At 48.0% G+C, this 21,277-nt stretch carries 17 protein-coding genes; 9 read left to right on the top strand and 8 right to left on the bottom strand.

From position 1 onward, the window contains the following. The first annotated feature begins 164 nt into the window (after positions 1 to 164). The 5 genes from ACEW9O_RS04020 to ACEW9O_RS04000 all read left to right on the top strand — a co-directional run bounded on the left by ACEW9O_RS04020 (position 165) and on the right by ACEW9O_RS04000 (position 8,939). Positions 165 to 1,700 carry an alpha-N-arabinofuranosidase gene (locus tag ACEW9O_RS04020; protein ID WP_373548841.1) on the top strand — a complete coding sequence of 512 codons (1,536 nt, stop codon included), beginning with the start codon at positions 165 to 167 and terminating at the stop codon, positions 1,698 to 1,700. 195 nt (positions 1,701 to 1,895) lie between these two features. Further along, positions 1,896 to 3,269: a lactate utilization protein B gene (locus tag ACEW9O_RS04015; RefSeq protein ID WP_373548840.1), complete on the top strand. Its 1,374-nt coding sequence runs from the start codon at positions 1,896 to 1,898 to the stop codon at positions 3,267 to 3,269. Between the two features lie 11 nt (positions 3,270 to 3,280). Next, entirely contained in the window at positions 3,281 to 3,865 is a 585-nt protein-coding gene (locus ACEW9O_RS04010) for a lactate utilization protein C (protein WP_373548839.1), read from the top strand. A gap of 75 nt (positions 3,866 to 3,940) precedes the next feature. Beyond that, positions 3,941 to 5,155 (top strand): exonuclease SbcCD subunit D C-terminal domain-containing protein, encoded by a 1,215-nt coding sequence (locus ACEW9O_RS04005; protein WP_373548838.1) that lies wholly within the window; start codon positions 3,941 to 3,943, stop codon positions 5,153 to 5,155. 136 nt (positions 5,156 to 5,291) lie between these two features. Next, on the top strand, positions 5,292 to 8,939 hold the full coding sequence (locus tag ACEW9O_RS04000; RefSeq protein ID WP_373548837.1) for an SbcC/MukB-like Walker B domain-containing protein: 3,648 nt from the start codon (positions 5,292 to 5,294) through the stop codon (positions 8,937 to 8,939). Between the two features lies 1 nt (position 8,940). Here ACEW9O_RS04000 and ACEW9O_RS03995 read toward each other — a convergent pair whose 3' ends face one another. From ACEW9O_RS03995 to ACEW9O_RS03985, 3 genes are all read right to left on the bottom strand, one after another. After that, positions 8,941 to 9,339, bottom strand: a complete 399-nt coding sequence (locus ACEW9O_RS03995) for a hypothetical protein (RefSeq protein ID WP_373548836.1) — start codon at positions 9,337 to 9,339, stop codon at positions 8,941 to 8,943. Between the two features lie 178 nt (positions 9,340 to 9,517). After that, a complete protein-coding gene (locus ACEW9O_RS03990) occupies positions 9,518 to 9,691 on the bottom strand; it encodes a hypothetical protein (RefSeq protein ID WP_373548835.1) in 174 nt (57 codons plus the stop codon). A gap of 9 nt (positions 9,692 to 9,700) precedes the next feature. Next, positions 9,701 to 10,213, bottom strand: coding sequence for a hypothetical protein (locus tag ACEW9O_RS03985; protein ID WP_373548834.1), 513 nt, complete (start codon positions 10,211 to 10,213; stop codon positions 9,701 to 9,703). A 101-nt stretch (positions 10,214 to 10,314) separates the two neighbouring features. On the opposite strand from ACEW9O_RS03985, the gene ACEW9O_RS03980 reads away from it, so the two are divergent. Further along, entirely contained in the window at positions 10,315 to 11,328 is a 1,014-nt protein-coding gene (locus tag ACEW9O_RS03980) for an acyl transferase (RefSeq protein WP_373548833.1), read from the top strand. Positions 11,329 to 11,508: 180 nt separating this feature from the next. After that, positions 11,509 to 12,384, top strand: coding sequence for a carbon-nitrogen hydrolase (locus ACEW9O_RS03975; RefSeq protein ID WP_373548832.1), 876 nt, complete (start codon positions 11,509 to 11,511; stop codon positions 12,382 to 12,384). An 89-nt stretch (positions 12,385 to 12,473) separates the two neighbouring features. Here the strand turns inward: ACEW9O_RS03975 and ACEW9O_RS03970 are convergent, their stop codons facing one another. Next, on the bottom strand, positions 12,474 to 13,013 hold the full coding sequence (locus ACEW9O_RS03970) for an ExbD/TolR family protein (protein WP_373548831.1): 540 nt from the start codon (positions 13,011 to 13,013) through the stop codon (positions 12,474 to 12,476). A gap of 354 nt (positions 13,014 to 13,367) precedes the next feature. On the opposite strand from ACEW9O_RS03970, the gene ACEW9O_RS03965 reads away from it, so the two are divergent. Continuing rightward, entirely contained in the window at positions 13,368 to 14,126 is a 759-nt protein-coding gene (locus ACEW9O_RS03965; RefSeq protein ID WP_373548830.1) for a tRNA1(Val) (adenine(37)-N6)-methyltransferase, read from the top strand. 130 nt (positions 14,127 to 14,256) lie between these two features. Here the strand turns inward: ACEW9O_RS03965 and ACEW9O_RS03960 are convergent, their stop codons facing one another. After that, complete coding sequence (locus ACEW9O_RS03960; protein ID WP_373548829.1) at positions 14,257 to 14,502, bottom strand: DNA-binding protein; 246 nt, start codon at positions 14,500 to 14,502, stop codon at positions 14,257 to 14,259. Between the two features lie 624 nt (positions 14,503 to 15,126). On the opposite strand from ACEW9O_RS03960, the gene smc reads away from it, so the two are divergent. After that, positions 15,127 to 18,684, top strand: coding sequence for a chromosome segregation protein SMC (smc, locus tag ACEW9O_RS03955; protein ID WP_373548828.1), 3,558 nt, complete (start codon positions 15,127 to 15,129; stop codon positions 18,682 to 18,684). A 3-nt stretch (positions 18,685 to 18,687) separates the two neighbouring features. On the opposite strand, the gene ACEW9O_RS03950 is transcribed toward smc, so the two are convergent. From ACEW9O_RS03950 to ACEW9O_RS03940, 3 genes are read right to left on the bottom strand one after another with little or no spacing between them, the layout of a single operon-like run. Further along, positions 18,688 to 19,392, bottom strand: a complete 705-nt coding sequence (locus ACEW9O_RS03950) for a hypothetical protein (RefSeq protein WP_373548827.1) — start codon at positions 19,390 to 19,392, stop codon at positions 18,688 to 18,690. A 49-nt stretch (positions 19,393 to 19,441) separates the two neighbouring features. Beyond that, on the bottom strand, positions 19,442 to 20,020 hold the full coding sequence (locus tag ACEW9O_RS03945; protein ID WP_373548826.1) for a DUF4276 family protein: 579 nt from the start codon (positions 20,018 to 20,020) through the stop codon (positions 19,442 to 19,444). Between the two features lies 1 nt (position 20,021). Further along, positions 20,022 to 21,209, bottom strand: coding sequence for an AAA family ATPase (locus ACEW9O_RS03940; RefSeq protein WP_373548825.1), 1,188 nt, complete (start codon positions 21,207 to 21,209; stop codon positions 20,022 to 20,024). Between the last annotated feature and the right edge of the window lie 68 nt (positions 21,210 to 21,277).

Below are 21,277 nucleotides of genomic sequence, written 5' to 3'. Positions count from 1 at the left end.
AAAAGTTATTTTTACAATTATTCTTAAGGGCGATAAAAAAATAAGTGTTCATTTTGCCAAAGGATTAGATGAGTAAACGGTTCATTTCAAGTGTCTTATCTAATCCTTTGGCTCAGAGAAAATGAATGCTTATTTTTGCCCCACTTCTTACGTAAACGTAAACAATGAAAAACCTACATCTGACACTGCTGCTGACTTTGTGCAGCCTTTTTGTGTACGCCCAAAACCAGGCTGTACTCAATGCCGACCTCGGCAAACACACCATTAGCAAGCACATTTACGGCCATTTCTCCGAACACCTGGGCCGGTGCATCTACGATGGGATTTACGTAGGGACAAACAATCCCAAAATCCCTACGGTAGATGGGGTGCGCAAAGACGTGATCGACGCTTTGATCAAACTCAAAATACCCAACCTGCGCTGGCCGGGTGGTTGTTTTGCCGATACCTACCACTGGAAAGACGGCATTGGCCCCCTTGCCAATCGCCCCACGATTGTCAATACCTGGTGGGGAAATGTAACCGAGAACAACAGTTTTGGTACCCACGACTTTTTGAACTTGTGCGAAAAACTGGGCACCGAACCCTATCTGTCTGGAAACGTAGGCAGTGGCACGGTTCAGGAATTGTCCGATTGGGTGCAGTACACCAACTTCGACGGAGTCAGCCCCATGTCCAAACTGCGCAAGGAAAATGGCCGTGAAAAGCCTTGGAAAGTCCGCTTTTGGGGCTTGGGCAACGAAGCCTGGGGCTGTGGCGGCAACATGAAACCCGAGTACTACGCCAATATTTACCGCCAATATGCCACCTTCATGACTTCAACGGGCAATGACCGCCTGTACAAGATTGCCTCCGGTGCCAGCGATGCGGATTACAACTGGACGGAGGTGTTGATGCGCGACATTCCCCACAACATGCTAGATGCCGTGGCCCTGCACCACTATTCCGTCATCGATTGGAATAAAAAAGGACCCTCTACCACCTTTTCTGAAGACCAGTACTTCACCACCATGCAACGGGCTTATCAAATGGAAGAACTGGTGACCCGCCACAGCAACATCATGGACAAGTACGATCCCAACAAACGGGTCGACCTTATCGTGGATGAATGGGGTGGCTGGTACGACGTAGAACCAGGTACCAATGGCGCGTTTTTGTACCAACAAAATACCATGCGCGATGCCGTGCTGGCGGGCATGACCTTGAACATTTTTCAAAACCATTGCGAACGGGTGAAAATGGCCAATCTGGCTCAAATCGTCAACGTACTGCAAGCAGTGATCCTCACCAAGGAAGAAAAAATGATCCTGACGCCGACTTACCACGTGATGGAAATGTACAATGTGCATCAAGAGGCTACGATGTTGCCTTTGACGATTCAGACGAACCAGTACAAACTGGACAATCGCCAATTGCCTGCCTTGACTTGTTCTGCTTCCAAAAACAAGGAGGGTGTCACGCACATTTCACTGACCAATATCCACGCCCGGGAAGCCCAGGAAATCACCATTGATTTGCGTGGTGCCAAGTACGCCAGCGTGAATGGCCGGGTGTTGACAGCGCCTACTTTGCAGGATCACAATACTTTTGAAAATCCTGAAAAAATCAAACCTGCCGTGTACAATGGTGCAACCTTGAGTGGTAGTCAGTTGAAGGTGAAGGTGCCGCCATTTTCTGTGGTGGTGTTGGCCCTGAAATAAAAACTACTGAGGTGCCCCTTGGTGTCTTAGGTTTCTTAGGTGGTGAAATAATGATTCTTTTCACCACCTAAGAAACCTAAGACACGAAGATTCACCTCAGGGTAGTACGTTTTAACCAAAAATTGAACCATACAGTAGAGTACCAGTAGGATTTTATACGAGAAAGCAGTTACTTTAGTCCGTAAACTGCACGCAATGTCTACCAAACCCAAACATCCCGAATTATCTGAACGTTTCAACGCGGATGAACCCCGCGTAGACTGGCACGATGCCACCCTCTGGTGGATTCGCCAAAAACGGGATATAGCAGCGCATACCCTCTACGAAGACTGGGAAAGCTTACGCGATACCGCCTCCGCCATCAAGGACAATGTATTGGGAAATTTGGCGGACTACCTCGAATCCTTTGAGCGGCAAGCTACTGCCAACGGGGCCATCGTGCATTGGGCGGCTGACGCAGCAGAACACAATCAAATCGTTCTTTCCCTCCTGCAACAAGCTGGCACTAAACGCATGGTCAAGTCCAAATCGATGCTCACAGAAGAGTGCCACCTCAACGAATACCTGGCCAAAAATGGCATTGAAGTAGTCGATACCGACCTGGGCGAACGCATCGTACAATTGGCCGATGAACCACCCAGCCACATCGTGATGCCCTGTATCCACTGGAAAAAAGAAGAGATTGGTGAGTTGTTTCACCAGCATTTGGGGACGCCTAAGGGGAATGCCGATCCTCAATTGTTGACCGAAGCGGCCCGCCAGCACTTGCGCGACAAATTCCTCAGTCGCCGTGTAGCCTTAACCGGAGTGAACTTTGCCGTAGCCGAAACTGGCGAATTTGTGGTATGCACCAACGAGGGCAACGCCGATATGGGCGTCCACCTCGCCGATGTCCACATTGCCTGTATGGGCATCGAAAAAATCATCCCTCGCCGCGAACACTTAGGAGTATTTTTGCGCCTCCTGGCCCGCAGCGCAACCGGGCAACCGATCACCACTTATTCCAGCCATTTCAAAAGCCCAAGAAAAGGTGCCCAATTGCACATCGTACTGGTGGACAATGGCCGGAGCCAGCAGTTGGGTCGCGAAGCCTTCCGCAATTCGCTCAAATGTATCCGTTGTGGGGCTTGTATGAATACTTGCCCTGTTTATCGCCGCAGTGGTGGGCATTCGTACCACAACGCCGTAGCGGGGCCCATCGGTGCCATTTTGGCTCCCAACCTCGACATGACCAAAAACGCAGACCTGCCTTTTGCCTCCACCCTCTGTGGTTCCTGCTCCAACGTTTGTCCGGTCAAGATCAACATCCATGAACAGCTTTATGAATGGCGGCAGGAACTGACCCGACAGGGCAAAGTGGATTTTGGCAAAAAAATGGGCCTCAAAATGATGTCTAGCGTGTTGTCCAGCCCAATGGTGTACCGGAGTATGGGCAAAATGGGGCGTTGGGCCATGCGCGTCATCCCGGGAATGGTCAGTAATTCCTTCAATCCCTGGTTCAAACAACGCGAAATGCCCGCAGCGCCCAAAGAATCGTTCCGGGACTGGTATCTAAAAAATAGAAGTTAACTTGTAGGAATATGTCAGTACGCGATCAAATATTGGCCAAAGTGCGGGCCAATCAACCTACGGATGAACGCCCCTTACCGGATTTGACATCATTCCCGGTGCGAACCACTGAGGTCTTGGATCAGTTTATGACCGTGTTGAGTACCATTGGTGGTAAACCTGTGCGAGTAGCGGATTATGCGAGTATAGAGGCTTATCTACAAGAAAATCCCTACCCCGGGCGCATCATCAGTTCCATCCCCGCATTGCAACACCTGGCCGAACCCATTCCCGAAAATGCTGACCCACATGAGCTGGAGAATGTAGAACTGGCCATCATCACCGGAACCTTTGGGGTGGCGGAAAACTCGGCCATTTGGGTGACGGAAGCCAATTACCAACAACGAGTAGTGCCTTTTATTTGCCAACACCTGGCCATTGTGCTGCCAGCGGATGCACTCGTTGCCAACATGCACCAGGCCTATGAACGTTTGCAGAGGCAGGAGTATGGCTTTGGGGTGTTTATTGCTGGGCCTTCCAAAACTGCGGACATTGAACAGTCGTTGGTCTTGGGGGCGCATGGCGCGCGGACGATGACGGTGTTTTTGTTGGGGTGATGGTTTGAACAGGGACTGCGACACACTTTCCCCCCAATCCATTTTTTGCTATCTTTATCCCCCACAAGTACCACCATGAAAATCATCCACACCTCCGATTGGCACCTCGGTCAACGCCTCCTTTTCAACGAGCGGGGCGATGAGCAACACCTGGCCCTGCAATGGCTCCACGAGACCATTGTCCAGGAGCAGGCCGATGCCCTAATCCTGACGGGGGATGTATTCGACAACGGCAACCCACCCCACCCGGCGCGGAAATTGTACTATAATTTTTTGACCAATTTGTTGCACACCACTTGTCGACACATTGTCATCATCGGGGGCAATCACGACTCGCCCGGAATGTTGGATGCGCCCCGCGAATTATTGGAATACCTCAACATTCGGGTGGTGGGTGCCGCTTCCGAAAACCTCGAACAAGACTGTTTGTTGCTCCAAAATGCCGCAGGTGAACTGGAGGCAGTCATTGCCGCGATCCCCTTTTTGCGCGACCGCGACCTTTCGCCGAGTGTAAGCGGAGAAACAACCCTTGACCGGATTCAACGCATTCAAACCGGGATTCGTCAACGCTACCAGGACATGGGTGCCTTGCTGGAGCCTTACCGCGCCCAAAACGTGCCCATTCTCGCCACCGGGCATCTGTACGCCCAAGGCGCTCATGCCTCCGACAAACAAGACAACATCTACATTGGCAACACCGAAAACCTGGATGTTGATATCCTGCCCGACCTGTTTTCCTATGTAGCCCTCGGGCACATCCACCGCCCGCAAGCCGTCGCCGGAAACCAGCGGGTGCGGTATTCTGGTTCGCTGATCCCTCTTAGTTTTAGCGAAACCAAAGACGAAAAAGGGGTGTATTGCCTGGATTTTGATGGACACACCCTGCGTGAAGTCCGCTTTTTACCCGCGCCCACTTTTCGCCGCCTCAAAACCATTCAAGGTACTTTGGCCGAAGTAGAAGATAAACTGCAAATTTTTGGCAACAAAGAGCGCGAAGCGCTGCCAGCCTGGGTTGAAGTCATCGTACAATCACCTACCTTCATCCCTCAACTCGATAGCCACTTGCGCACCCTCGTCAAAGATTTGCCACTCGAAATCCTCAAAATTCGCCTCGAACGCCAATACCAGGCCCTCGACGAACAATTGGACGCCGTGGTAGAATCCCTGGAATCCCTGGATGTCCTCGAAGTTTTTCGCAAACGGGCCGAAAAAGACCAGCGCAGCACAGAAGAATGGACCGAATTGGAAGCCACTTTTCGTGAGTTAGTGGAAGGTTTGAATAGCCCATAGCCGCCCGGTCGCTGAGCGTTGGTTACTGAGCGTAGTCGAAGTAAGCCGAAGCGTGGTCGCTGAGTGTTGGTTACTGAGCGGAGTCGAAGTAAGCCGAAGCGCTATTCACTATTCACTTTTCACTTTTCACTTTATTATGAAGATCCGCAAACTTACCATAAAAAACCTCCACTCCCTCCGCCTCGATGCCGAGATCGACTTTCTGGCAGCTCCGCTGGGAACCACTGGGTTGTTTGCCATCACAGGGGACACTGGAGCGGGGAAGAGTACCATTTTGGACGCGATCACATTGGCCCTATTTGGAAAGTTGCCAAGGGGTAGCGAACGAGGCGAAGTATTGTCCTTTGGAGCGACCCAATGTTTGGCTGAAGTGGAATTTGAAAACAACAACATCCTACTTCGCGCAAAATGGGGCATGCACCGCTCGGGGGGGAAACTGGAAGGCAAAATCCAGGAGCCTGTGCGCCGACTGGAGCGTTGGGACTTTGAAAAACAGGAGTTCCTCACCATTGGCCAAAAGGGCAAAGAAGTCGATCAACTCATTGAAGAATTGACTGGCCTGGATTACGATCGTTTTCGGCGCTCGGTGTTATTGGCCCAGGGTGATTTTGCCGCTTTTTTACACGCCGACGAAAGAGAACGCAGTGAGTTGTTGGAAAAAATTACGGGTTCCGAAATTTACAGCGAGTTGTCGAAGGCTGCTTTTGCCCGGCACAAACAGGAAGATTTATTGTTGAAAGAACTGCAAGCGGAAAAAGGCCGCCTGGAAATACTACCCGCCGAAGAGGCCGAAGCGCTGGCCCAACAAGCCAAACAACTGGAGCAAGAAAGTGCAGTCACCCAGCAAAACCTCAAAAAACTCCGCCATTTCCAGCAACAGCTTCAGCGCAAAACCGAACTGGAAAACAGCGCACAAAATCTCAGCGAGGAATACAGCCAATGGGAACTTGCCCACACAGCGGCAGAAATTCCATTTGCCCGTTTGCAGCGCTATCAATCCTTGCGCAGGTACCAGCCCCAGTTGCAGAAGTTAGACGACTTGTTGATGGCCCAAACCCAAATCCAAGAGCAGGTTGTGCAACTACAAATGCAGGAGGATGCACAACAAGCAGTTTTTTTGACCCAGGAAGCCCAAACCCGTGCGGCTCAACAGCTCCTGGAACAAGGCCAGCTAGAGCAAAAACAACAGGAACCCATCCTGGCCGAAGCCTTACGCCTCGATGTGCAGATCAATACGCGTGCCCAACCCCTGCAAACGCAACAAGAGAACCTGTTGCGTTTACGGATAGAAAAGGAACAAAGTCAGGCAAAAGGCGCTGCTCTTGAAGCCGAACACCAAGCCGCAGCAGAACGCCTGCAAAAGGTGCAAAGCTGGTTGCAGGAACACCCCAATTGGCACCAACTGGCGGCGTTGTTGCCCCTTTTGCAAAGCGAAATTGCTGCCTTGGACGAGGCGCGGCAACAAAGTGCGCTGCTGAACCAGGATCAAACACAAACTACCCAAGAGCTGACTTCATTGCAAGCGCAAACCCTGGATTTGCAAGTTCAAAAAGCCAAATTGTTGAGTCGACAAAGTGAGCTGAAAGCAGCCTACGAAGCCGCTTTGCCACCCGATGTACCCCATTCCGACGAGGCTTTGCTCAATTGGTTGTACCAGGACCTCGAACGCCTCAATCAACGCCAAACCCAGTTGGAACAATTGCAAGAACTAAACGGGGCGTATCGGCAAGTGTTGGCGGAAATCAGCAGTTTGGAACAGCAATTGGAAACGCTGCGCCACCGCGAGATGGATTTGCAAAAACAACTCTTGAATGTTTTTGATGAACAGGAATTTAGCGATGAAATCCTGTTGTACAAGCAGCAAGTGTACGAACAACAACGCCTGATCGCCAATTACGAACAAGACCGCAACCGCCTGCAAGAGGGCGAAGCCTGCCCACTTTGTTTTTCCACCGAACACCCTTTTCGTTACCACGAGTTTAAACCCTTTGTCGACCTGGCCCTACAAGAATACGAAAAGGCCCAGGCTGACGCCGAAACGCTACGACTACACCGCCACAATCTAGCCCTGCAATTGCGGGAAACCAGCACCCAGGTAGAACAATTGGAGCAACCCCTGCACGGCCAACTGAGCCAAGGCCTGTTGCGCATCCATGAATTGGAAGGCAAAAGAGGCCGGATTATGGGTAGTTTGGTGGGCCTCGACGTGGATCAGGAAGCAGGCACCTTAGGCGAATACCTTGCGGATACGGCACAATTGTTACAAGCGCGCCGACAGGCCATTGGCACCTTGACTAACTTGACCAAGGAATTAAAAACCTTGCAGGAAAATCTCCAGGACTTCCAGCAGGCGGAACAACAACTGCTGTCACGCAGTGCCATCATGGCCGAACGGCAGGCGCAATTGGGGCAAAAACAAAGCGAAATTAATATCCGTGTGGCGCAAAAACAGGCCATCGTTTTGGAAAAATTGGCCCTGCTCGATTTTGGCTATCAGGAAAATAGCACTGAACTCCTGCAAGCGTTGCTTAATGCCCGCGAGCATTTTCAAAAAGCCCAGGAACTACAACTTTCGCTGGAACGTGATCTGGAGAAAAATCGCTTTGAACGCCAACAACAGGCGGACAACCTGCAAAAGCTAAAGCTACAAATGGAGCAACTTAGCCAATTCATTCAAAAAGAAACGGAAGCTTTGTCCTTTTTGCAAGACAAAAGGATCGCATTAATTGGCACCCAAAACATCGAAGACTTCAAAGAAACCCTGCAATTGGCCATTGTGCAGGCCAACGAGCAGTTGCAAGCTGAAAGCGCCCGATTAAAAGCACTCCGAGAAGCCAATATTGCCGCTCAGACGCGCCTGGAAAATGTACAAGCAGAACTCAAACGCACTTTGCAAGAAGTCCAAAAACTGGAGACAAGTTTGACCCTGGTGCTTCAAAACCAACAATTGCCGGATTTAGACGCCCTACGCGCCAGTATGCTCAGCACCGAAGAAGAGCAGGAAATCCGCAATGTGCAGGAACAATTGGCGCGGCAGGAAGCAGAATTAAAGCGCTTACAACAAGAGAATGCCAATCAACTGGCCGACTTGATCCTGGAAACCCGCGAGGCCCCTGAAGCCGAGGCACTCAAAACGGTATTGGAAGAACAAGAGAAAGCCTGGCAAATGTTGGAGCAAAACCTGGGACAATTGTTGGAAAAACTCCAGCGACACGAGCAACAACAACTCAAAGCCAAAAACTTGCTAAAATCCATTCAGGCGCAGCAAAAAGAATACCAGCGTTGGGCCAAACTCAATGACTTGATTGGCTCAGCCGACGGCAAAAAATTCCGCACTTTTGCCCAGGGTCTGACTTTGGCCAAATTGATTCAACTGGCCAATCGCCACTTGCAGCAGCTCAATGGCCGCTATGTGATTTTGAAAAAAGCGAATGAGGACCTTGGCTTGGAAATCATGGACACTTTTCAAGCCAACAATCGCCGAAGCATGCGGACTTTGTCGGGGGGTGAGAGTTTTTTGGTAAGTTTGGCGCTGGCCCTGGCGCTCTCCGAGTTGGCTGGCCGCAATACTTCCATTCAATCCCTCTTTATTGATGAAGGTTTTGGAACCCTGGATGAAAGCAGTTTGGACCTCGCCATTTCAACCCTGGAAAACCTGCAATCAAGTGGCAAAACCATTGGCATCATTTCGCACGTCAAAGAGTTGAAAGAACGAATTGGCGTACAAATTCAGGTGAAAAAGCAGAGTGATGGGTTTAGTCAGATCAAGGTGCTGAACGCTTGATTTACAATAATTCTGTAGCGCCGTTTTCATCCTCGCCTTGTTTCTCATCTTCCATACTTTGGTAGTGACGGTAAGCAATGATTTGGTACCAAATGGCCAATGAAACAGGAAGCGTAACAAAAGCGGCATACGCCAGATATTCAAATCGTTTGTTCAAACCGGTATAAATACCTACTAGCGAAAACAATAGGTAAGTGCTGGCCCATAAAAAATAATGTCTTCTACGTTTGTCGCCACTAACGATCCAAACAAAAGCGCTTAGGTATTGCCAGATGCCTAAAAAAAAGAGCATAATTAAGGCAAAAAAGCGGCCTTCATTACTTGGAATGGCCCAAGCAATCATGACTAAAATGTAGATTGAACCTAAAGAACTTTGAGTGAGCAATGCGAGCTTATTCATAGCATTTCATTTTATATCACAAATGTAGTTCATTATTTTCAATAAGTTCTGAAAGTTTAATAATTTTAACTAAATTTTATAAAAAAAGCCCAAAGTAGCGGAAGCTTCCTTGGGCTTTTTTGTTGTTGCAAGATAAGGGCGATAAAAAATAAGTGTTCATTTTACCCCACTACGAAGTTTACCCAGCCATCATCAAATACATCAGCACCAAAAAAACCAGGATAGATGCGGTAATGATGACAATGGTTTTGGTGGAAATGCCTTGCTGAGAATGCATCGTTCGGGCCCCTGAGTTTTTGGAGTCATGTAGGCTGTGCATGCCCGCTTTGCGGGGAGATTTATGTGCTTTCATACGTCTGATTTATTTACAAAAAATGGTTATTCTCTCGGTTTTGATCGTGTTGCTCCATTTGCCAGAACGATCCCGAATTCGGATGAAATAAGAGAGAGAATCTGTAGGGAAAGTGGTGCTGGGGATACAGGTCAGACGGGTGTTGGGGAAGGTACAACAAAAATATTTGGTATCCGGGCTGTTGGTTAGTTTAATCGAAATTTCGCCCTGAATGCCATCCCCGGAACCCAGTTGGGGTATTTGACTCACCTTGAAAAAATGCTCAAAGTCATCCCGGCTATCGGTCAGCGAGATGTTGGTGCTGTCTTTGCTGCCCAAATCACCGTCTCCATCGGTGAACGCGAAGCGGATTTCGATGGTATCAAGAGGAATACCACCGCCACGGCTTTGGGCAATGGATGTATGGCTCACTCCAAGGTATTTGATCACGGGTTCAACCGGAAATTCTGGCGGATTGGAGCAAGTGCTGGCCAGCAGCAAAATCAAAAGGCAGAAAAGGAAATATCCAGACGTTTTCATCATAATTACTAATTTTGACCGGATTCGAGCCGCCAGCAGCAGCGTGTTTAAAATGGGGCAAACTCAAATCCCGCCTCAATTTGATCAAAAAATAAGACTTTTTATTGAAACAAGAAATGATATTTCAGTCGGCCAGGAGTCATCTGTATGATCTCATCCAAAATGTGCAGCCTGATGGATTCGAAGCGCTTGCACTTCAAGTGTTTCGCTTCCAGGCAAGGTTTAATCCCCTGTACGCACAATTTTTGGATTTGTTGCACATCAATCCCTCTAGTGTTCAACGTTTGGAAGCCATTCCTTGTTTACCCATTCAATTGTTTAAACAATACGAGATAAAAACGGGAGAATGGCCAAACGAGGCGATTTTTTCCAGCAGTGGCACTACGGGGGCACAAACGAGCCGCCACGCAGTGCGCAGTTTACAAGATTATACCCACAATACCCTGCGCGGTTTTGAGGCATTTTACGGGCCTTTGTCCGACTATTGTTTTGTGGCACTGTTGCCCGCCTACTTAGAACGTGAAGGTTCTTCTTTGGTTTATATGGCTGAGCAATTTGTACAATGGTCGAAATACCGCCAAAGTGGATTTTACCTGTACGATCATGCGGCGCTGCGCAAAACATTGGCAGAATGTACTACTAAAAAAATCCCGACAGTGCTGATTGGAGTTAGTTTTGCCCTCTGGGATTTGGCGGAGGAAGGCGATTTGGATTTCCCTGAGCTGATCGTGATGGAAACAGGCGGCATGAAGGGGCGGCGGCGTGAATTGACCCGGACGGAATTGCACGAAATTTTGACTCAGGGGTTAGGCGTTTCAAATATCCACTCAGAATATGGGATGACGGAATTGTTGTCTCAAGCCTACTCGCAAGGGCAGGGATTGTTTCACCCCAGTCCAACGCTCCGTGTCTGGACCCGTGAACCCAACGATCCCTTGACCGCAACGCTTCCAGGCCGCACTGGTGTCATTAACGTGATCGACCTGGCGAACCTGGATACCATAGCCTTCATCGCCACCGAAGACTTGGGCAAAGTATACGCCAATGGTTCTTTCGAAGTACTGGGTCGCCTCGACGCCGGAGACATCCGCGGCTGCAACCTCCTGATCGAAATGTAAAAAGGAGCTAAAAATATGGAGGAATTGACCTTCCATTACTTGCGCATAAACCGCCAACCCATGGATTTATCCGTGGGAGGCCACAAAACAGTACCACCCCATGGCTTTAGCCGTGGGATAAACTATGGCTGAAGCCATGGGATATAACACATGGCTTTAGCCATAGGATAAACCAAATACATGAAAACAGGCATCATCCAACAAACCTGCTCCCCCAACCAAAGCGAAAACATCGCCAAAAGCCTCGCCGCCATCAAAGCCTGCGCCGAGCAAGGCGCCGAACTGGTCGTACTCCAGGAACTCCACTGCGGCATCTACTTTTGCCAAGCGGAATCTGCCGATATGTTTGACCTGGCCGAACCCATTCCCGGACCAGCCTACCATACCTTTGCCCAGGCGGCCAAAGAAAATAAAGTGGTCCTGGTGACCTCCCTTTTTGAAAAGCGGGCACCCGGCATTTACCACAACACGGCAGTAGTGTTTGAAAAAGATGGCACTGAAGCCGGGCGTTACCGCAAAATGCACATCCCTGATGATCCTGCCTACTACGAAAAATTCTACTTCACCCCTGGTGACCTGGGTTTCAACCCCATTTCAACTTCGGTGGGTAAACTAGGCGTTCTGGTCTGTTGGGACCAATGGTACCCCGAAGGTGCCCGCCTGATGGCCATGCGTGGCGCAGAAGTGCTGATTTACCCCACCGCAATTGGCTGGGCGGATACAGACCCTCAAGATGAACAAGACCGCCAGTTTGGTGCCTGGCAAACCATTCAAAGGGGCCATGCCGTAGCCAATGGACTCCCGGTTATTGCTGTCAACCGCACGGGTTGGGAAGAAGATTTTTCTGGAGTGACGGGGGGGATTCGTTTTTGGGGACAAAGTTTCATTGCTGGTGCGCAAGGGGAAATCCTCTATAGTGCCCCCATTGATCAGGAGGTAACCCAGGTGATCGAAATTGACAAACAACGCACCGAAGCGGTGCGCCGGATGTGGCCGTTTTTCCGCGATCGGCGCATTGATGCGTATGATGGGTTGACGAAACGGTATTTGGATTAACGGTATGGGCGGCCCTACGTGGCAGCCCTTGGTGGCCGCCCACCTGCGCGGGCGACCACGCACGGACGGGCGACCACAGAGGGTCGCCCCTACAGGTTGCCGGAACGCGCCGCGATCATCCCATCCATTTCATTCAATTTATCCACGATCGCGTACCGTTTTACCCCACAAATTTTCATTTCATCCAGCAGGTCCACCATGTTGCGGTATTTGGATTTTGGGAAAAATTTGATGGATACGTACAATTCATCCTGGTGTCCCCATTGTGCTTTCACCTCCTGTTGGCGTTGAATGATTCGTTCACGCAATTCTTGCCTTGAAAAGGTCAGTGAATCAACCTCAAAGCTGGTTTCATTGTCTGCACCTGTATAGCAATACACCTTATCGCCTTTGCCCGCAACCAAAGTAAATGTTTTGCTCACTCTAACTTCGGTTTGACAGCCGTGGTTTTCCGGCACCGGCTTATTCACCTCCATCGCCTTCGGCTTTTGAAAAGCCGAAGCCAGCATAAAAAAGGTGATCAACAAAAAGCCCAGATCGACCATTGCAGTCAAATCTACCCGGGTAGATGATTTAGGGGCACGCCGAGGCCCTTTGGAGCTACGCTCCTGAGTGTTCATTTCTGCCATGTTCGTTTATTGATTAAGAGTTTTTAAAAAAGGTCAGGGCGCAACTGCCCCGTGACCAACGATTGAGAGTATGCTTTAAAAATCGCATCTAAAAGTGTAGATTCACAAAAAATCCTTTTTGGTGTGTGCCGAAAAAAAACCAATCCTATTTTTGGATGTTGTAGATTTGCAAGAGCATGTCTAAATATTTTTGTTTTAAGCGAGAATGAGGCCAATTTGGGGTGAATGAGGCGCGAAAAGCGGAGTGTAGCAGCGCTACATGAGCATTTTCGGAACGAAATTTACCCCAAATTGGGCCATTCGCAGTAAAACAAAAATTTTTAGACATGCCCTAAGTTCAAAACGAAAGCAAGCATGAGTGGGAAAGCCATAGCAGATACAGTGGACAAAATTGAAAAAGTGGAGCAAACCTTTCAATTCAAACAATTCACGATTCATCAAGATCAATGTTCCATGAAAGTGGGCACCGATGGGGTACTGTTGGGCGCCTGGGCGGATGGAGACGGGGCCGCACGTATCCTGGACATTGGAACCGGTTCCGGGCTGATTGCCATCATGTTAGGACAACGCAACCCGACGGCGGAAATCCACGCTGTAGAAATAGATGACCAGGCTTATGCGCAAGCTGTCGAGAACATGCAAAATGCACCCTGGGCGGATCGTTTGACGGTATATCACCAATCCATTCAGGAGTTCGCGGAAACACCCCAACAAGAATACGACCTGATTGTGAGCAACCCACCTTTTTTCACTGGAGGGACATTTTCTTTCAATCAAGACCGCAATAGTGTACGCCATACTGTCAAATTGCCCCACGGTGACATGTTGCGCGCTGTACAAAAACTACTCGCCAAAACCGGAAAATTCTGTGTGGTTTTACCTTTTGTAGAGGGCCTACGTTTTCAGGAGCTCGCCACGAGTTACCATTTTTATTGCACCCGGGTCACTGAGGTATTGACCAATGCCAATAAGCCCGTAGAACGATTGTTGATGCAGTTTGAATTGGAAAGTTGTACTCCGCAGCGGGATCAATTGATTGTTCGACAAGAAGGGCCAGTGGAATGGACGGAAGCGTATCAAAATTTAACCAGAGCCTTTTATTTGAAGATGTAATGCGTAAACTAAGGAGGAGTGTTTGGCCACTAAGGCAAGAAGGCACGCTGTGTAATGGACTTGAATAGGTGCCTACATGCCTTAGTAGCCGGTTCTGAAAATCGGTTTGCCGTGGCGTGAATGGGCAGCGCTACTGCTGTTCGGCCAGGATTGCCCGGGCCGCCTCCAAAATAGCATCATCATCTAAATGAACAACTCCTCCTCCGGGACCCGGTTCGATGTGTACCCCTATCGTCTCACCGTCATCCAGCTTCGATGCTCCAAAGTAATTCCGTACGGTCTGTTCGGAAAGATTCAGCTTTTTCGCAATGCGCGTAATGCTGCCAGTAGGGAGCTTGTGCTTAATGTCCCTCAGATCATTGAATGTGATGTTCATAGACAGTAAATTTAGTGAAAAAAGGAGATCTACTTGTTCACCAGAAATGTAGTAAAAATTTTATAATCTTCCAATAGCAAGCGTTTTAATTTTGTCGAAAAATGCTTTCATAAAAGAAATGTCTAATTTTTGATGATAAAAGAAAATTGGGCAATGAGGGAAGTCAGTAGGGTGGGGTGATTTTTGTGCAGTTAATTTTTTTCCTTGAATCATTCGTGTATAACTTCACCCTTTACCAACAGTGAATGTGGAAAACTCGCTTATTTATCAAGATGCGATTGGAGAGGGATACTGTATCTTTGCAGGCTTGTTCTCGTTGAGAAGGATGCAGAAACAAGAGTTGTCCCGAATTTTAAAGACAAACCGCGGAGCGGTTAAATTTAGAATAGCCCCGGTCGTCCGGGGATTTGTAGGATTTTAGGTGGGTTCCACAACCGCGGCAGCGGTTGAACAATTCACCGGGAAATTCAACCGCTGCCGCGGTTGCTGACATTGTCCTCGCATTTTTTCCCCGGACGACCGGGGCTATTCTAAATTCAATCGCTCCGCGATTAGTTTTTTGACCAAAAACGATTAAAATCAGGATGACTCATGTTTCCTCAACCCCTCAACTAACCCACACCCATGCGGCTCAAAAGTCTAGAAATTAAAGGTTTTAAAAGTTTTGCCAATCCCACCGTCATCAACTTCGCTGCGGATGTCATCGGTATTGTGGGCCCCAATGGCTCGGGCAAGTCCAATGTGGTGGATGCCATCCGTTGGGTATTGGGAGAGCAAAGCAGCCGGGAATTGCGTTTGGATCAAATGTCCAGCGTGATTTTTAACGGCACTAAAAAGCGCAAACCCGCCGGGATTGCCCAGGTTTCCCTGACTTTTGAGAACACCAAAAACCTCCTACCCACCGAATACAATACCGTTACCATCACCCGTATGCTCTACCGCAGCGGAGAAAGTGAGTACCGCCTCAATGGGGTCACCTGCCGCCTGAAGGACATCACCGGTTTGTTCCTGGACACGGGAATCGGCTCCAACTCATATGCCATCATCGCCCTGGGTATGGTGGACGACATCCTGGAAGACAAGGAAGACTCCCGCCGCAAAATGTTCGAACAAGCCGCCGGAGTGTCCAAGTACAAGCTGCGCAAAAAAGAAACCCTCAGCAAACTCAAAAGCACCAGCGAAGACCTGGAGCGGATTGAAGACCTCCTGGCCGAGATTGAAAGCAACCTCAAGTCACTCGAAAAGCAGGCCAAACGCACCCAAAAATACTTCGAACTCAAGGAAGAATACAAGCAACTCAGTGTGTCCCTGGCCCTGATCAAGGTTGGTTCGCTCAAGGAAAAACACAAAACCCTACAAAGCCAGATCGACCTGGAGCAGGACAACTACCGCCAGATCGACGTAGAAAGCCGCAACCTGGAGGCCAACCTGGAAAAGGAACGCCTCACCCACCTCGACAAGGAAAAAGCCCTGTCCGAACGCCAGCGCGAACTCAATAGCCTGGTTGGGCGTATCCGGGGCATGGAAAACGACCGCCGCATGTTGGAACAAAAGCAACAGTTTGTGCAACAAAACCGCCAAAAACTGGAGCAAGACATCCAACAAGCCCAAGGCCGCATTGTGCAACTGGAGGACGACATCGAGCACTACCGCTCCGAACTGAACGTAGAAAAACGGGTGGAAGCGCGGCTGGAACAGGAACTCGAAAGCGCTGAACAACAACTTGACAAAATCCGCGGTGGTCATGGAGCCATGAAAGCCGACCTCGATGTAGTGGTCCAGGAGCAACAAAAACTGGAACGTGCCATCAACGAACTGGAAAAACAGAAGGCCATCAGCCTCAACCAGATAGATAACCACCACAACGACCTCAACCGCAACGACGCCGAAATCCGCCAACGCCAGGAATCGGTGAGTGGCTTGCGCGGCAAAGTGCAAGAACTCGAAACCCAGGAACGCGTGCAACAAGACGCCGTGACGCTCCTGGAGGAAGCCGAGGAAAAACGCCAGCAAGACCTGCAAAAAGGGGAAGCAGAACTGAGCGAAATCACCCAGAAAATCGCCCGCGTACGCCGCGATCTAGACTCCAAGCGCAACGAATTCAAACTGACCAAAAGTATGGTGGAAAACCTCGAAGGTTTCCCCGAATCGATTCAATACCTGGTTAAAAGTAAGGATTGGGACAAGGGTGCGCCCCTGCTTTCCGACCTCATTTACGTGCGTGAGGAATACCGCGTGGCCATCGAAAACTACCTGGAGCCTTACCTCAATTACTTCGTCGTCAACAATCTGGAAGAAGCCTATTTCGCCATTGAATTGCTGGGCAAAACCCAAAAAGGCAAGGCCAACTTCTTTGTTTTGGACGCCTTCCGCGACTACCAGATGCCGATGACCCTTTTGCCCGAAACCAAAATGGCCATGGAACTGGTACAAACCGATCCGGCTTATCGCAATCTGGTTGGTTATTTGTTGGAAAATGTGCTATTGACTGAAAAAGAAGACATCAGTGGTGCCTTGCCCGATCAGGATGTGGTGGTACTTTCCCGCAGCGGCCGCATCATCAAGCGCCGCTTCAGTGTATCGGGTGGTTCGATTGGCTTGTTTGAGGGAAAAAAAATTGGCCGGAAGAAAAACCTTGAAGTGCTGGAGGAAGCCATCAAAAAGGCCGAACAGGAGGACAACCGCCTGTCAACCACGTCTTTCAACCTCAAAGAACGCGTGGATGCCCTCAAGGCCAAACGCCCCGACCTGGAAATGCAGCAACAGCGCAGCATCCTGAATAAATTGGCGCAGGAAAAAGTGTCCCTGGCTACCAGTTTGTCCAACTTTGAATCCCTGATTCAGGAGGTGAGCAATCGCCGGGAACTGACCGAAAAACGGATTCAGGAATTGCAGGTGACAGTAGGGGAGACCGAGGCGCAATTGACCTTGCGTTACGCTGAATTAGATGGGGTGAAGGAAAAAATCTCCCAAACCGATGGCAGTTTCCGCCAAATGGCTGATCAATTGAGCCAGGCTTCGGCGGCTTTTAACGACAAGAACATTCAGTTCATTCGCCAGCAAAACAAGGTCAATACTTTCCAGCAGGAGTTGACTTTCCGCGAAAAACAGATCACGGACACCAAAAATACCCTGCAACAAAACCAGCAAGGCATCCTCACCGCCGATCGGGATACTACCGTGGTGGCCGATGAGTTAGTCCGCCTGGCCAGCAACTTACAAGCAGCGTACGCCGAGCGTGGCACACACGAATCCTCGCTCACCGAGGCCGAGCAGGTGTACTTCAAGGCCCGCACGGGTATGGTGGAAATGGAAGACCGCCTGCGCAAACTGAGCCGCCAGCAAACCGATCTGCAGGTATTGATCAACACTTTGAAGGACAAGTTCAACGACGTCAAGTTTGAAATCAGCTCTATCTCTCAGCGCCTGCGCATCGAGTTTGAAATCGGCATCAACGACATCCTGAACGAAGAGCCCTCGATCAAACGCCCTGAAGCCGAGCTGCAGGAAGAAGTAGACAAACTCAAAAAACGCCTCGACAACTACGGGGAAATCAACCCCATGGCGGTCGAAGCTTATACCGAAATCAAGGAGCGCTACGACAACATCGCCCAACAACGCGACGACATCGTGGCGGCCAAAAAATCGCTGGAACAAACCATCCTCGAAATTGAGGAGACTGCCACCCGACAGTTCCTGGAGGCTTTCGAAAAAGCCCGCCTGTACTTCATCGACGTATTCCGCAGCCTCTTCACCGAAGACGACAACTGCGACCTGATCTTGCTCGATCCAGACAATCCTCTGGATTCCCGCATCGAAATTGTGGCCAAACCCAAAGGCAAACGCCCCCAAACGATCAGTCAATTGTCGGGCGGAGAAAAAACCCTGACGGCTACCGCGCTGCTCTTCGCCCTCTACCTGCTCAAACCCGCCCCCTTCTGTATCTTCGACGAGGTGGACGCACCCCTGGACGATGGCAACATCACCAAGTTCAACCGCATCATCAAGAAGTTCTCCAAGGACTCGCAGTTCATCATCGTGACCCACAACAAGTTGACCATGGCGGCAGTGGATACGATTTATGGGGTGTACATGGCGGAGCAAGGGGTGTCGGGGGTAATGCCGGTGGATTTTAGGGATTATGAGAATGTGGGCGGGCAGTTTGAGGTGGCGGTGGGGTAGGGGTTAATCAATCCAAGACTTTTTCAAAGCTTCTTCTTTACAATCTGTTAAACTTCGTCTGTATATTTTTTTGTATTTCCAATTTTGTACACCTCCATGGTGAGAGCATGCTCCTCGTCCAGTTGCACTGCTTTTCCAACCGTCCTGGCAGATGGCCCCTATTCGTACTTCATAACTAGATCTTTCATAATATTTTTGTGCCAGTTTTTCTGCTGATGTAAACCCGTTAATGATGTTTTGCGAAAAAAGCAATAGAAGAAAGCCTGCAAAATAGATTAAAGGGAAAAAACTGAATGATGCTCTTTTCTGTTTCAGATCATCATGCGGGGTCGAAGCATTCTCTTGGACAATTTCAACACGTAGTAATTGAAAATATATTTTCGCTAATTCATGTCTTAACCTCCTTTCCAGGATTTCCTCTTCCAAATCCAAAATTGATGGATCAAAACGGCTGAATAAATAACCATGGATTTTATACTTGTTGTTACTGAATTTAGATATTTCATCACCAATTATCTTACTTTGGAAAATGTTGATCTGTTGGACATTTTTAATCACCTCGGAATGACGTATTGCATTAAACCCTAAATGCCAGGTTTGTTCTAAATCTTTCTTAGGAAGGTTTGGAAAGCTTTGAATGAAAAAATCTTTATCTCCTAGGATATATTTTCTAGTTATTTTAGCGCAAATCAAGAGCTTATCATTCATAGTCTCGAATTTGCATAGCTTTAACGGAATGCGTACAAAAAGGTTACACTCAAATAGGCATGTTGAGCAATTTTTGTATCCCAATAAGCAGTTGGTTGAAACTAGGGGAGTTATTATTACTGAGATCCATATGTTTTGGAATTTCACGTGAAGCGTATGATTTGCTAAATTCTCCAGTTAATCTTTCCATTTCATAAGAGCCATGCAGGTCATCTGGATTTCTATACTTGGCTTTATTTTCAAATTTATCAGCCTTGACTTTTGGATATACGGCTTCAATTGCTTTAAAGTCCCCCAAATACCAGTTTTCTAGTTCTCTACATGCAATTCTGATGAGGATCGGAATATTACTAGGAGAACATAGATTCTGGAGATCATTTTTTAATTTCCGACAATCATTACTGTCTTGATCATGCAAGATCATCACCTTCACTGGATGACCAAATCGAGGAAATGCCTTGATTTTTCTGGGTATTGATTTTTTTAAATCACTTTTTCCTTCATGTGGCCTGATGAAACAATTTACATCCAACTGGTAGTCATCGGGTAAAACTTTAGGCAGTATCACCTTCAAAAAGTGCTCCATTGAAGGCTCTTCGGTCAAAATTTCAATTACAGTCTGATTCATTTTATTGGGGATTACTTCCTATAAAATAATTTTCTTTCCATAAATAGCCCAATTTATCCCCTTCGGCATAGAGTTCTCTAATACCAGGATGATCTGAAGCCCTTTCTATTTTAGAATAGCCCTCTTTTTTGACTAACCAATAAACTTCTTCTGGCCTTGCACCATTTAAAAGATCTGGTGAATGCGACGACACAAAAACCTGCCCTCCTTTTTTTGCATAAAGGCGAAACTCTTCTAATAATTCAATTAATATACTAGGATACAATTGATTTTCAGGTTCTTCTATACAAAGTAATGGATGGGGAGAAGGATCATTCAGTAAGATTAAATATGCAAACATTTTTATAGTACCATCTGATACGTAATTTGCAATGAATGGATCTTTAAAAGACCCATCTTGAAAGCGGAGCACAATTCGACCATCTACTGTAGATTCAGCCACAACATTCTTTATGCCAGGAACTCGCTGCTTCATTTTTTTTAAAATTTCCTCAAATAACTGCCTATGGTTTTCAAAAATATATTGTGCAACCAAAGAAAGATTTTCACCAGTTTGATTAAGGTGTTCTGCATATCCTGCTTCTCGACTAGGGCGAGCATCTGAGATATGAAAATCAGAAACATGCCAATTTTCAATAAAACTCCTAAAAGCACTTGCAGCCTTAAATTTCTCGAATTGACCTAGGCCTTTTATAGCAAGAATGTCAGGTGAACCTAATTTTTGTTCTTCGCGCGCTAGTTTTTCATCTGGTTGATCGAAATCTTCTTCGTTAGTAATTGCATATCCTGTTCCCAAAGAAAAATCTAAAAAATGGTATGGCGAGCCATAAGCCCCTCGCTTATAGCGTAAAATCTCCCTTTGAATAAATGGACGACCGTTTTCTTCCCCTATTTCAAGCCGATATGTGACCAATCGATTTTTTCCTGCAATTATTAATTTGAATTGCAATTCAATCTCAATCATCTCTTTCTGGTGGCCCCGGCTAATTACTTCTTTGAACCCACCGCGCTTCGATAAAGCTTGACGAACATTATTTTTTAGACAATCACTTAAAAAGCCAAATGCATCAAAAAGGGTAGTCTTTCCAACTCCATTTGCCCCAACGAATATTGCAAGATCTGGTAAATCATTTAATTCAATATCTTGGAAAACTTTGTAGTTTTTAAGTTTGATACTTTCAATTCTCATGGCACTACCATTTTGGCATTGATCATCTTACACTTGGTGTAGAGAGTTCAAAATTAAGTCAAATGTAA

This window comes from Haliscomenobacter sp., assembly GCF_041740695.1.
In the GTDB taxonomy this organism is placed as follows: Bacteria; Bacteroidota; Bacteroidia; order Chitinophagales; family Saprospiraceae; genus Haliscomenobacter.
Note: the sequence above shows the minus strand (reverse complement) of the source record. Positions and strands in the feature narration are given on the sequence as shown.

Bases quoted from the DNA above. Each gene is read 5' to 3' on its own strand.
- ACEW9O_RS04000 (WP_373548837.1), top strand. From the start codon at position 5,292: ATGAAGATCCGCAAACTTACCATAAAAAACCTCCACTCCCTCCGCCTC.
- smc (WP_373548828.1), top strand. From the start codon at position 15,127: ATGCGGCTCAAAAGTCTAGAAATTAAAGGTTTTAAAAGTTTTGCCAAT.
- ACEW9O_RS03960 (WP_373548829.1), bottom strand. From the start codon at position 14,502: ATGAACATCACATTCAATGATCTGAGGGACATTAAGCACAAGCTCCCT.
- ACEW9O_RS03965 (WP_373548830.1), top strand. From the start codon at position 13,368: ATGAGTGGGAAAGCCATAGCAGATACAGTGGACAAAATTGAAAAAGTG.
- ACEW9O_RS04010 (WP_373548839.1), top strand. From the start codon at position 3,281: ATGTCAGTACGCGATCAAATATTGGCCAAAGTGCGGGCCAATCAACCT.
- ACEW9O_RS03985 (WP_373548834.1), bottom strand. From the start codon at position 10,213: ATGATGAAAACGTCTGGATATTTCCTTTTCTGCCTTTTGATTTTGCTG.
- ACEW9O_RS03950 (WP_373548827.1), bottom strand. From the start codon at position 19,392: ATGAATGATAAGCTCTTGATTTGCGCTAAAATAACTAGAAAATATATC.
- ACEW9O_RS03995 (WP_373548836.1), bottom strand. From the start codon at position 9,339: ATGAATAAGCTCGCATTGCTCACTCAAAGTTCTTTAGGTTCAATCTAC.
- ACEW9O_RS03970 (WP_373548831.1), bottom strand. From the start codon at position 13,013: ATGGCAGAAATGAACACTCAGGAGCGTAGCTCCAAAGGGCCTCGGCGT.
- ACEW9O_RS04005 (WP_373548838.1), top strand. From the start codon at position 3,941: ATGAAAATCATCCACACCTCCGATTGGCACCTCGGTCAACGCCTCCTT.
- ACEW9O_RS03940 (WP_373548825.1), bottom strand. From the start codon at position 21,209: ATGAGAATTGAAAGTATCAAACTTAAAAACTACAAAGTTTTCCAAGAT.
- ACEW9O_RS03975 (WP_373548832.1), top strand. From the start codon at position 11,509: ATGAAAACAGGCATCATCCAACAAACCTGCTCCCCCAACCAAAGCGAA.
- ACEW9O_RS03990 (WP_373548835.1), bottom strand. From the start codon at position 9,691: ATGAAAGCACATAAATCTCCCCGCAAAGCGGGCATGCACAGCCTACAT.
- ACEW9O_RS04020 (WP_373548841.1), top strand. From the start codon at position 165: ATGAAAAACCTACATCTGACACTGCTGCTGACTTTGTGCAGCCTTTTT.
- ACEW9O_RS03945 (WP_373548826.1), bottom strand. From the start codon at position 20,020: ATGAATCAGACTGTAATTGAAATTTTGACCGAAGAGCCTTCAATGGAG.
- ACEW9O_RS04015 (WP_373548840.1), top strand. From the start codon at position 1,896: ATGTCTACCAAACCCAAACATCCCGAATTATCTGAACGTTTCAACGCG.